The sequence below is a fragment of the Pseudomonas simiae genome, assembly GCF_900111895.1.
Lineage (GTDB): Bacteria > Pseudomonadota > Gammaproteobacteria > Pseudomonadales > Pseudomonadaceae > Aquipseudomonas > Aquipseudomonas simiae.
Genome location: NZ_FOKB01000005.1, coordinates 154,993 through 166,724, shown reverse-complemented (window position 1 = coordinate 166,724; position 11,732 = coordinate 154,993). Strand labels below are relative to the sequence as shown.

General features: G+C 61.3%; 12 protein-coding genes and 1 pseudogene. 5 read left to right on the top strand and 8 right to left on the bottom strand.

The genetic code is table 11. The annotated features are described in order from the left end of the window. Positions 1 to 9 precede the first annotated feature (9 nt). Positions 10 to 549: pseudogene (locus BMZ57_RS29810) on the top strand (TetR/AcrR family transcriptional regulator); the annotation flags it as partial. Here the strand turns inward: BMZ57_RS29810 and BMZ57_RS17505 are convergent. The 5 genes from BMZ57_RS17505 to BMZ57_RS30005 are packed head-to-tail and all read right to left on the bottom strand — an operon-like array spanning position 505 to position 5,787. Then, positions 505 to 1,503, bottom strand: a complete 999-nt coding sequence (locus BMZ57_RS17505) for a DMT family transporter (RefSeq protein ID WP_069673065.1) — start codon at positions 1,501 to 1,503, stop codon at positions 505 to 507. The pseudogene BMZ57_RS29810 and the gene BMZ57_RS17505 overlap by 45 nt on opposite strands. Beyond that, positions 1,500 to 2,198, bottom strand: a complete 699-nt coding sequence (locus BMZ57_RS17500) for an ABC transporter permease (RefSeq protein WP_010210492.1) — start codon at positions 2,196 to 2,198, stop codon at positions 1,500 to 1,502. The genes BMZ57_RS17505 and BMZ57_RS17500 overlap by 4 nt, the downstream gene beginning before the upstream one ends. A gap of 7 nt (positions 2,199 to 2,205) precedes the next feature. Further along, a complete protein-coding gene (locus BMZ57_RS17495) occupies positions 2,206 to 2,910 on the bottom strand; it encodes an ABC transporter permease (protein WP_010210493.1) in 705 nt (234 codons plus the stop codon). A 2-nt stretch (positions 2,911 to 2,912) separates the two neighbouring features. Next, a complete protein-coding gene (locus tag BMZ57_RS17490) occupies positions 2,913 to 3,767 on the bottom strand; it encodes a transporter substrate-binding domain-containing protein (RefSeq protein WP_029529146.1) in 855 nt (284 codons plus the stop codon). A 25-nt stretch (positions 3,768 to 3,792) separates the two neighbouring features. Beyond that, the gene (locus BMZ57_RS30005; RefSeq protein WP_010210497.1) at positions 3,793 to 5,787 is read right to left on the bottom strand and encodes an aminotransferase class I/II-fold pyridoxal phosphate-dependent enzyme; all 1,995 of its coding nucleotides are present in this window, start codon (positions 5,785 to 5,787) and stop codon (positions 3,793 to 3,795) included. A 333-nt stretch (positions 5,788 to 6,120) separates the two neighbouring features. Between BMZ57_RS30005 and BMZ57_RS17480 the strand changes: the two genes are divergently transcribed. Continuing rightward, entirely contained in the window at positions 6,121 to 7,473 is a 1,353-nt protein-coding gene (locus BMZ57_RS17480; protein WP_021493170.1) for a cation:proton antiporter, read from the top strand. Here BMZ57_RS17480 and BMZ57_RS30000 read toward each other — a convergent pair. The 3 genes from BMZ57_RS30000 to BMZ57_RS17475 form a co-directional block, all read right to left on the bottom strand. Continuing rightward, the gene (locus tag BMZ57_RS30000) at positions 7,464 to 7,598 is read right to left on the bottom strand and encodes a hypothetical protein (protein ID WP_010210499.1); all 135 of its coding nucleotides are present in this window, start codon (positions 7,596 to 7,598) and stop codon (positions 7,464 to 7,466) included. The genes BMZ57_RS17480 and BMZ57_RS30000 overlap by 10 nt on opposite strands. A gap of 11 nt (positions 7,599 to 7,609) precedes the next feature. Next, positions 7,610 to 7,771 (bottom strand): hypothetical protein, encoded by a 162-nt coding sequence (locus BMZ57_RS29545; protein ID WP_010210501.1) that lies wholly within the window; start codon positions 7,769 to 7,771, stop codon positions 7,610 to 7,612. 69 nt (positions 7,772 to 7,840) lie between these two features. Next, a complete protein-coding gene (locus tag BMZ57_RS17475) occupies positions 7,841 to 8,386 on the bottom strand; it encodes a hypothetical protein (RefSeq protein WP_010210502.1) in 546 nt (181 codons plus the stop codon). Positions 8,387 to 8,737: 351 nt separating this feature from the next. Between BMZ57_RS17475 and BMZ57_RS17470 the strand changes: the two genes are divergently transcribed. From BMZ57_RS17470 to BMZ57_RS17460, 3 genes are all read left to right on the top strand, one after another. Beyond that, positions 8,738 to 10,147 carry a circularly permuted type 2 ATP-grasp protein gene (locus BMZ57_RS17470; RefSeq protein ID WP_069673066.1) on the top strand — a complete coding sequence of 470 codons (1,410 nt, stop codon included), beginning with the start codon at positions 8,738 to 8,740 and terminating at the stop codon, positions 10,145 to 10,147. Between the two features lie 2 nt (positions 10,148 to 10,149). Continuing rightward, positions 10,150 to 11,100, top strand: a complete 951-nt coding sequence (locus BMZ57_RS17465) for an alpha-E domain-containing protein (RefSeq protein WP_010210504.1) — start codon at positions 10,150 to 10,152, stop codon at positions 11,098 to 11,100. 107 nt (positions 11,101 to 11,207) lie between these two features. Continuing rightward, positions 11,208 to 11,636 (top strand): nuclear transport factor 2 family protein, encoded by a 429-nt coding sequence (locus tag BMZ57_RS17460; protein ID WP_021493172.1) that lies wholly within the window; start codon positions 11,208 to 11,210, stop codon positions 11,634 to 11,636. Positions 11,637 to 11,732: the final 96 nt, after the last annotated feature.

Sequence of the window (11,732 nt, the reverse complement as noted above, 5' to 3'; positions counted from 1 at the left end):
GGCCTGCCCATGACCTCCGACCTGCCCAAACTGCGCCGCGCCGACCCCGACGAACGCCGGGACCTGCTGATTGCCGCCACCCTTACCTGCCTGGCCCGTGATGGGCATGCCGGGATATCCGTGCGCCGCATCGCCTCCGAGGCCGGGGTGTCAGTGGGGTTGCTCAACCACCATTTCGGCAGCATTGACGCGCTGATCGCCGAGACCTACCACAAGCTGGCCAACGAGCTGACCAGCGCCCTCTGGGCACACGTGGAACAGGCCGAAGGCGCTGCCGCGCGCCTGGACGCGTTTCTCAGTGCCTCATTCTCGCCCAGGGTCATGGACCCCGATCTGCTCGGCGTGTGGGTGGTGTTCTGGAGCCTGATCCGCCACTCGCCCCACGTGAACCAGTCCCACGAAAACAGCTATCACGCCTACCTGGCATTGATCCGACAACTGCTGGACGACTTGGCCAACAGCGAAAACCTGGTAATCCACGACAGTCACCTGGCCGCCATCGGCTTATCGGCGATGCTCGACGGACTCTGGCTCGAGGGGTGCCTCAACCCCGGCACCTTCAGCCCCGCCAACGGGCTGCACATCTGCCGCTGCTGGGTACAGGGGTTGCGTCACGGCGCATTCGGCGCCGACCACGTCCTGTGACACCGGGTGCCGAGCGCTGAGCATGGCCAGGGTGCCGCTGATGGCAATCAACACCGCGCCGATGATCAGCGAGCCATCCATCAGCGTGCCCCACACCAGGCTCGAGAGAATGAACGCCCAGATCAGCCCGGTGTACTCGAACGGCGCGAGTAACGTCGCCGTGGCGCGGCGGAAGCTGGCAAACAGCAGGAACTGTCCGATACCGCCCACCAAACCCGCCGCCAACATGCCCAGCCAGGCCGGTGCAGGGGCCGGTGTGTGGGTCCACGGCAAGGTCATGCCCATGCACACGACAAACACCACGTTGGTGATCAACATCTGCTCCAGCACCGTGCTGCTCGGGTCGACCTGGCGCAACTGGATATAGGTAAACGCCCAGCACAACGCCGCCCCCAAGGTCAGGGCGATGGGCCACGGGTCGAGCATATGGGTGGGACGGCACGCGATGATCACCCCGACAAACCCGATGATCAACGCGATCCACTGTCCACGGCTGGCGCGCTCCTTGAGGATCAGCGCTGCCAGCAGCGTGACCATGATCGGCGCGGAGAAATACAGGGTGGTCATTTCCGCCAGGCTCAGGTCCTTGGCGGCGGTGTAGTAGAGCAACCACGCCAGCAACGACAACAGACCGCGAATGATCAGCAAGCGGCGGCTGACCGATGCCCAGGCCCGCCGCAACAAGCCCATGCGCCCAGCCACCAGACACACGATCACCACCACCAGGCTGCGCCAGAACAGAATGGTGAACACCGAATAATCCGCCACCAGCCACTTGACCACCGCGTCCTGCAACGCCAGGAACAAGTAGGCCAGCGAACACAGGGCAATCCCTTGCAACCCGCGGTCCTGTGTCATCCGGCCGACCTGCGCAGCGGTGTGCCGCGCCGTTCGGCAATGGCGTAGACGCCTTCGATGAGGAAGGTCAGACACAGGTAGACCGCCGCCACCAGCAACAGCGGCTGATAGATCTGCAAGGTCTGTGCGCGTACCACGTTGGCCGCACCCAACAGGTCGACCACGGCAATGGTCGAGGCCAGCGCGGTGGATTTGAGCAACATCACCGTCTCCCCCGCCAGCGTCGGCAACAACAGGCGCATCGCCCGTGGCAGCCGCACCCGCAACAAGGCTTGGCGCGGCGTCATGCCGAATGCTGACGCGGCTTCCATTTCGCCCTTGGGCACTGCCAACAGGCCACCGCGAATCACTTCGCCGACATAGGCGCCGACTGACAACACCAGCGCAAACACGATGTACCAGTAACCGTCACGCAGGTAGGGCCAGAGAAAACTGCCACGAATCATCGGAAACTGCGCGAACAGGCTGCCCAGCCCGTAGTAGAAAATGTAGATCTGAATCAGCAGCGGCGTGCCACGCAACACGCTGGTGTAGGCCTGCGCGCCACGGGCCAGCCATTTGCGTCGCGACAACCGCGCCAACGCCACCAGCACCGCCAGGGCAAAACCCAGCAGCGCCGAAATCACCAGCAGCGACAAGGTGGTCTGCAAGCCTTTGGCGATCAGCCCCGCGTAGTAACTTATCCAATCAGGCATGGGCCGCTCACTCGACAACCGGCATCCAGCGACGGATTCGTCGCTCCAGGCGCCCGGACAGGTAGTTGGAAGCCAGCGTCACCAGGTAATACAAGGCGGCGGCCGTGAGGTAGAACAGCAGGTATTGACGGGTCGAGCCCGCCGCCTGCTTGGCGGTGTACAGCAACTCGTTGGTGCCGACCACGCTGATCAAGGCGCTGTCCTTGATCAGGTTGATCCACAGGTTGGACATGCCGGCCAGGGCGAACGGCGCCATGATCGGCAAGGTCACCCGGCGGAACAGGCCAAACCCGCTCAAGCCAAACGCCCGTGCCGCTTCGATCTGGCCGTGGGGAATCGCCAGGATTGCCGCGCGGAAGATCTCCGAAGCATAGGCGCCTTGCACCAGGCCCAACACCAGAATCGCCACCAGCGGTCCGCTGATGTTCATCTGCGCGAAGCCCATCCACAGCATCAGGGCGTTGAGGCCCATGGAGCCGGCGTAATACAGCAACAGGATCAACAGCAGCTCCGGGACTGCGCGAAACACCGTGGTGTAGCCGCGCATCAACAGCGCGATGGGCCGCGGCGCACTGAGCTTGAGGCAAGCCACCACCAGGCCGATCAACACGCCCACCGCAAACGAGCCGGCGGAGATCTGCAGGGTCATCCATAACCCTTTGAGCAACGCATTGCCCCACCCTTGTTCGTCGAAGCTGAGAAGGTCGAACATGGTTATTCGGTCTTCTGGGCGATTTGCGGGTAGGGGCTGTCACAGGTCTTGCTCACAAACGCCGGGGTATCGGTGCGCTTGCACGGGCTGACCGACAGGCCGAAATAGTGCTGCGACAGGTCGTCGTAGTCCTTGCTCACCAGCAACTCGCCGATGGCCTTGTCCAGTCGGGCCTTGAGCGCGGTGTCTTCCTTGCGCAGGCCGGCGCCGACCCCACGGCCGATGATCGGGTCGTAGGGCACGCTGGCGATATGGGCCAGGCCACTGGCTTCCGGGGTCTTGACCATCATCGCGATGGCGGTGTCGTCGGCCATCATGTAGTCGATACGCCCGGCGATCAGGTCGGCGTTGGCCGATTCCTGGGTGTCGTAGTACTTCAGGTCAGCGATGTTTTCGTAGTACTTCTTCAGGTAGTTGGCGCTGACGGTGGAGATCTGCACGCCGATCAACTTGCCCTTGAGGCCCGCCGGGGAGATCTCGACTTCGCTGCCTTTTGGCCCGGCCACGCCTAACAGGGAATCGTAGTAAGCACGGCTGAAAGCAATCTGTTTTTCACGCTCATCGGTCACCGACATCGACGAGAAAATCACGTCGATCTTCTTCGCCAGCAACGAGGGAATGATGCCGTCCCACGCCACTTCCTTGATCTGGCATTCGGCTTTCATGCCTTCGCAGAGCTTGTGGATCAGGTCCACCTCAAAGCCGGACCACTGGCCATTGCCGCCTTTCACGGTAAACGGCGGATAAGGTTCTGCGGCAACCGCGAACACGATGGGTTTCTCCGCCGCCCAGCTGAAACCGGCGGCCAACATCAACACTGCACTGCCCAACCACGTTGCCATTCGCTTGGATTTCATGATGTTGCCCCGTCTTGTTATGGAGTTAGCGAGTTTGATGCGCGTTGACGAACTGTCGGCAACGTTCACTGCGTGGATCGATAAACACCGCATCCGGCGAGCCGGTTTCTTCGATCATGCCTTGGTGCAGAAACGCCACTTTTGACGACACATCCCGGGCGAAGGCCATTTCATGGGTGACCAGGATCATGGTGCGGCCTTCCTCGGCCAGGGAGCGGATCACCCGCAGCACTTCGCCCACCAATTCCGGGTCGAGGGCCGAGGTGGGTTCGTCAAATAGCATGACTTTGGGGCGCATGGCCAACGCGCGGGCAATCGCCACCCGCTGCTGCTGGCCGCCGGACAGGAACGCCGGGTATTCGTTGCGTTTGGCCGCGAGGCCGACACGTTCGAGCAAGGCTTCGGCGCGTTCGATGGCCTCGGCGCGGCTTTCGCGCAGGACCTGGGTGGGAGCTTCGATGAGGTTTTCCAGCACGGTGCGGTGCGGCCACAGGTTGAAGTTCTGGAACACCATGCCCAGGGTCGAGCGGATACGCACCAGTTGCCTGGCATCCGCGACCAGGGGCGCGCCGGGACGGCCGTAGTTGAGTTTGATGCTTTCGCCGTCCACATGGATGCTGCCCTGGTCCGGCACTTCGAGCATGTTGATGCAGCGCAGCAGGGTGCTTTTGCCGGAGCCGCTGGCGCCGATCAGCGAGATCACGTCGCCTTCGTGGGCCGTCAGGGAAATGCCCTTGAGCACTTCGATATTGCCGAAGCGCTTGTGCAGGTCGATGACCTCGATCATCTTTTTGGCTTCGGCCGCTGGCACCTCTTCGATCCTGGGCGCTGCCGCAATACGCGGTTCACCGGCGAGCTTGGCGACAAAGTGCGCGATGCGTTGGCAGGCTTCAGACAGGCGCTCCTCGCCCAAGGTGAAAGACAAGCGAACGAAACCCTGGGCCGGCGCCCCAAACGCGGCGGCGTCGAGTACCGAAACGCCGGCTTCACGAAACAGGCGCCAGGCAAAGTCAAGGGAGCCCAGGCCGGTGCCGCGCACATCCACCAGCACAAACATCCCGGCTTGCGGCGCCTGTACCTTGATGCCAGGGCATGCACTGAGCCCCGCCATCACCAAGTCGCGACGGCGCCGATAAATCTCGCGCATGCCCTGAGTCACGTCGTCATGGGCCAGCACCGCGGCGGTGGCGGCTTCCATCACGAAACCCGGCAGTCCGTAGAGCATGCTGAGCACCAAGGTTTCGGCGTGTGCGACCATCTGCGGCGTGGCGATGATCCAGCCGATACGCCAGCCGGTCATGGCATGGGACTTGGACAAACTGCCAATCACCACGCAACGCTCGGCCATGCCCGGCAGCGCAGCGAGGCTGTGGTACTCACCGTCGAACACCAGGCTTTCATAGACCTCATCCACCACCACCCACAGGTCGCGGGCAATCGCCAGGTCGGCAATGGCTTGCAGCTCTTGCAGGTTGAGCACCACGCCGGTCGGGTTGTTCGGGTTGGAGAAGAAAATCGCCCGCGTACGCGGCGTGATGGCGGCGCCGAGCAACTGGGCATCGAGGCGAAAACCGGATTCCGGGGAACAGGGCACGCGCACCAACGTCGCGCCGCTGGCCTTCAGCGTGGCCTCGTAGGTGACGTACATCGGGTCGAGCACCAGCACTTCATCACCGGCCTGCAACAGACACAGAGAGGTCACGAACAAAGCGTTCTGCGCACCCGCCACGGTGATCACGTTCTCGGCGCTCAACGCACGTGCCAGCGTTTTACTGTAGCGCGCGGCAATGGCCTCGCGCAGTGCCGGGCGACCGGGGATTTCGGTGTAGTGGGTGTCACCTTCGCGCAAGGCACTCACAGCGGCGTCGGTGATGAACGATGGCGTGGCGAAATCCGGGTCGCCGACGCTGAGGATGATGATGTCTTCCCCCTGGCTGGCCGCCTGGAACGCGGCGTGGTGGATGTCCCAGGCGGCTACGCCCTGCCCTGCAATTCGTTCGACGAAGGGGGAAAACCGCATGCCAGAGCCTCTTGTTCAAGAAGAAACAGCGCGAACCCGTCCGGTGACAAACGGGTGGATGCGGTCAACATAGTTCAAACTGAACAGTCGTTCAATGGGTAAGTTTGCGACCGTGTCGTTTATGGTCCAAAGAGGTCGTTGTGGCGATTTTTATCGATTGGCAGCGGTGACAGTCCTGCAATTCGCCGGCTGAGCCGAAGTTCAGCTCGCTCAACGTGACGTGGGTGGAGAGCAGCATGAATTCCCATAGGTTCGCAATTGACCCAATCACATTGAACCGGTGACCCGCCACAGTCCTCCAAGCTGAATAGACCACGGCCCGGTACACCTTCGATGACTTTTATTCTATGGATGGCCGTACTGGGCGCCGTATTGCTCACCCTCGCCCTCACCTCTTCCTATCTGCGCTGGATGCCGGTCACCACCTCGGCAGTGTGTCTGCTGCTGGGTGTGGGGATTGGCCCCCTGGGTGTTGACCTGCTGCACCTGGATATCAAGCACTCGGCACGCTGGATGGAGCACCTCACGGAAGTCGCGGTGCTGTTTTCGCTGTTTGTCAGCGGCCTGAAACTGCGCCTGCCGCTCAAGCACCGTACCTGGCGCATCGCGTTTGGCATGGCCGGTCCGGTGATGTTGCTGACCATCCTGGGGATCAGCCTCGCGCTGCACTACCTGTTTACGCTGTCGTGGGGCGTGTCGCTGCTGGTGGGCGCGATACTGGCGCCAACGGATCCGGTGCTGGCAGGCCTGGTGCAGGTTAATAACGCTCAGGATTACGACGCGCTGCGCTTCGGATTGTCCGGCGAAGCGGGCTTGAACGATGGCACCGCCTTCCCCTTTGTGATTTTTGCCCTGCTGTTCATGCAACACGGCGGGTTTGACGGCGATTGGCTGGGCGGTTGGGTGTTGAAGAATTTGCTGTGGGCAGTGCCGGCCGGGTTGTTGATCGGCTACTGGATGGGCCGGGGCATTGGCCGCGTGACGTTGTGGCTGCGCATCACCAACAGTGACAGCACGCTCTCGCCCAATGATTACCTGACCCTCGCTCTGATTGCGCTGGCCTATGTGGTCGCCGAGGCGGTGGGCGGTTATGGCTTTCTGTCCGTGTTTGCGGCCGGCCTTGGTTTGCGCCAGGCGGAATTCCGCTCCACCGGAAACTCACAAACGCCTTCGGAGCATCTGGCATTGCCAGTGGTGGGCCATTTGGAAGTCGAGCCGGACCGGGCGTTGCAAGGGGATGTGAGCGAACTGAAGGACACCCAGATCGCCGCCGGCGTCATGATGGGCGACATGCTCTCATTCGGCAGCCTGGTGGAACGCTCGATGGAGGTGTTCCTGGTGACCGTGTTGGGGATTGTGCTGATAAGCCATTGGGATTGGCGGGCATTACCGATGGCGGCGCTGTTGTTTGGCGTGATTCGGCCGATCAGTGTGCTGGCGATGCCTTGGGGGCGTCTGATTGATCGTCAACAACGCGGCCTGATGGGCTGGTTCGGTATTCGCGGAATCGGCAGCATTTACTACCTGTTTTACGCGCTCAATCACGGCCTGATCGGCACCAGCAGCGCGGTGGCGGTGAACCTCACCTTATCGGTGATCGCCCTGAGCATCGTCGTTCATGGCCTCAGTACCCAACCGATGCTGGTGTGGTATGAACGACGTGCCCGGGTGAATACTCAGTCCTGACGCTCGGTGTTACCCACATCCGCCGCGTCATCCAGATCGTTGAGCGGCACCTCTGCATCATCCATCAACGAACCCGGGTCTTCATTGCCGGGGTCGTTGAGTTCATCGTCGAGTTCTTTGGACATGACCGCCTCCTCTAACCACCTTGGGTGTCGATATCGGCATCGGTTTCAGGCTTGGGCTCAGGCTTGGGCTTGAAGTCTGGACTGTAGTCGTTTTCCTTGGCCTTGGGGTCTTTTGCCGGAACCGGGTCTTTGGGCGCATCCGCACCGGTGGCGGGTTGTTTGTCTGTGCTCATGGTTACCTCTCGGAAAATATCGCCTGGGTAGAGTTAAGGTCATGCCCGGGGCGATGAAGTTCCATCGGCTTACGACCCTGGGTTGTCGACCTGGATGTAAAACGCGTAAGCGGCGAGCATTACCCAGAACACCATGAACAACCAAGGTGCGCGCATGGAGAACAGCAGCGACTTGCGATACCCCTTGTGGGACGACTCCATCTCGGAAAACAGCGGCGACTCGTCATACGCCATGCCCATCACCGGCTCGCTGCGCAACAGCTCGCTTTGCTTGAAGTGCCAGTGATCGATGATGTCATACGCCGCACGGATCCCAGGCCATGCGTTGAGGGAACTGAGGATGCCCAACACTGCGAGAAAGATCGGCACCACCAAGGTGAACAACTTGCCCCATTCGGGGTTGAGGTTCCCCATGCCCGACACAAAGGCAATCACCAGGAACGACTGCGCGGTGAGATAAGCGTCAGTACGGTTGGCGAGGATGGAGGTTTCGTATTGGATTTCGCGCCGATAGAAGTCGAGGCGGTCCTTGGGCGAGCCGAAAATCTTGGCGTTGTGTTCACTGTGATCGATCAGGCTCGATTCCGGAGTGTCCGGTGAGATGATTCTGGGCACATCGATGCTCCATGCGGGTTCGTGTCCTGTTAGAAGAATCAGGTACGGATGAAGTTCAAGTTTGCTCACGCACCAAATCGGAACAGAGCGTGCACCATGAATGGGAGCGCTGGCCTGTTGGAATCGCCCCATACCCAACAAATCGAGGGTTTCCGGCATTCCGGCACAGGCATTGCTTTATCCATTCATCTGCCCGGATACAGGAGCATTGGTTACCCCCCGACCCAGAGCCGACCCCATAAGAAAGTAAGGACCAGGCCCATTGGCACCCATCGCCACGGGCTCATAAAAAATGCGTTTTTTGAAACGGCAGTGCCCCCCCTGCTTCCTCGGCACTGACAAGGTACTGGAATGGCTCGATCTTTCTTTGATGAAATGAATGACGCAAACGGCGTGTGCCGTGCGCATTACCAGGATTTCTCCCGCTGGCTGGCGAACACGCCGCCGGAGCTGCTGGCCCAGCGTCGCCGTGAAGCCGACTTGCTGTTCCACCGCGCCGGTATCACCTTCACCTTGTATGGCGACGAGCAAGACACCGAGCGCCTGATCCCCTTCGACATCATCCCCCGCAGCATCCCCGCCAGTGAGTGGAGCGTGATCGAACGCGGCTGTATCCAGCGCGTCAATGCCCTGAACATGTTTCTTGCCGACATCTACCATGACCAGCGCATCATCAAGGCCGGGATCACTCCGGCGGACCAGGTGCTGGGCAACGAGGGTTACCAGAAGGCCATGGTCGGCCTGGACCTGCACCGCGACATCTATTCGCACATTTCCGGCGTGGACCTGGTGCGCGATGGCGACGGCACCTATTACGTGCTTGAAGACAACCTGCGCACCCCCAGCGGCGTGAGCTACATGCTCGAAGACCGCAAGATGATGATGCGCCTGTTCCCCGAAGTGTTCGCCAAGCAGCGCATCGCGCCGGTGGACCACTACCCCAACCTGCTGCTCAAGACCCTGAAGAGCTCAAGCCGCCTGGACAACCCCAACGTGGTGGTGCTGACGCCGGGTCGCTTCAACAGTGCGTTTTTCGAGCATGCGTTCCTGGCCCGTGAAATGGGCGTTGAGCTGGTAGAGGGCGCGGACCTGTTTGTGCAGGACCTCAAGGTGTTTATGCGCACCACCGACGGCCCCAAACCGGTGGATGTGATTTACCGGCGTATCGACGACGCCTTCCTCGACCCCAAGGCGTTCAACCCCGAGTCGATGCTTGGCGTGCCCGGCCTGGTCGCCGCTTATTGCGCCGGCAACGTGGTGCTGGCCAACGCCATCGGCACCGGCGTGGCCGACGACAAATCAATCTACCCCTACGTGCCGGAAATGATCCGTTTCTACCTGGATGAAGAGCCGGTGTTACAGAACGTACCGACCTTCCAGTGCCGCAAGCCCGACGAACTGTCCCACGTCCTGGCCAACCTGCCGCAACTGGTGGTCAAGGAAACCCAGGGCTCCGGCGGCTACGGCATGCTGGTAGGGCCGGCGTCCAGCGCGGCCGAGATCGAGGATTTTCGCCAACGCATCAAGGCCAGGCCCCATGCCTACATCGCCCAGCCGACCCTGAGCCTGTCCACCTGCCCCACGTTTGTCGAAAACGGCATCGCCCCACGGCATATCGACCTGCGGCCCTTTGTGCTCTCGGGCAAGGAAACCCGCCTGGTGCCGGGCGGCCTCACCCGCGTGGCGCTGAAGGAAGGCTCGTTGATCGTCAACTCGTCGCAAGGCGGTGGAACCAAGGACACCTGGGTGGTGGAGGGCTGAGTATGTTGAGTAGAACCGCCGCAGATCTGTACTGGATGTCCCGTTACCTGGAACGTGCCGAGAACCTGGCACGCATGCTGGAAGTCAGTTATTCGCTGTCATTGATGCCCCAGGCCGGGCGCAGTGACGGACTGGATGAACTGGCCATGTCGTTGCTCAGCAGCGGCACCCTGGACAGTTACCTGGAACGCCATAAACAGCTGGACGCCGAGCGTATGCTGCACTTTTTCGCCCTCGACGAAGAAAACCCCGCCAGCATCTACAACTGCCTACGTGCCGCCCGTGGCAATGCCCACGCGGTACGCGGGCGCATCACTGCCGATATGTGGGAAAACCTCAACGCCACCTGGCTGGAAATGCGCAGCATCGCCGCCGGCGGCCTGGCGCGACATGGCATCAGCCACTTCTGTGATTGGGTCAAGCAGCGCTCGCACCTGTTCCGGGGGGCTACCTCCGGGACGATCATGCGCAACGACGCCTATCGGTTTATCCGCCTGGGCACCTTTGTCGAGCGCGCCGATAACACCCTGCGCTTGCTGGATGCGCGCTACGAGATGTTTGGCGAGGAGTCGGAAGAAGTCAGCGACTTGTCGGCACGCGGTTACTACCAGTGGAGTGCCCTGCTCCGCGCGTTGTCGTCGTTCGAGGCCTACACCGAGCTGTACCCGAACGCACTGAATGCCCGTTCCGTGTCCGAGTTGCTGCTGTTGCGCAGTGATGTGCCGCGTTCGTTGCATGCCTGCATCGAGGAACTGAGCCATATTCTGGCAGACCTGCCAGGCAGTTATGGGCGCACGGCGCAGCGGCTGGCGGCGGAGTTCGAGGCGCGGCTGAGGTATACCGGGATTGATGAGATTCTTGAAGAGGGATTGCACAGCCGTCTGACGGACTTTATCGACACCGTGCGCGAGTTGGCGCGGGCGATTCAAAGTTCCTACCTGGAAATGGTCTGAGTGCATTTGGGGCACTTAACTGTCAGTTAGGGTGATTGACCCTGCTTGGATACCGCTCTTATGTTGGGCAGGTGAACGCCTTCCCATCATAAGAACAGGTACAGCGCATGTCCGAACTCAACCTCACCCCTACCGCCGCCAAAACCTTGCAACGCTGGCACGCCATGTTGGCCAATCGTGACCTCAAGGCCCTGCCCGACCTGCTGGCGCCCGACGCTGTTTTCCGCTCGCCCATGGCCCATACACCGTACCCTGGCGCGCCGGTCGTCTCGATGATCCTCAATACGGTGATCAACGTGTTCGAGGACTTCACCTATCACCGCGAACTTGCCACCGGCGATGGCTTGAGTGTCGTGCTGGAATTCAGCGCGCGTGTGGGCGACAAGCAACTCAAGGGCATCGACCTGATCCGTTTCAACGAACAAGGGCAGATCATCGAGTTTGAAGTGATGATCCGCCCGTTGAGCGGGCTGCAAGCCCTGGGTGAGGAAATGGGCCGGCGCCTGGCGCCTTACCTGGCCAAGGCCAAGGGCTGATTAGCGACGTCGGTGCCAACGGTGCTGGCGGACGTGAGCCTGCGCCTCGTGCACCGCACCCTGCAATTGCATGGGCGCAGCATCCGCTTGGTGGAT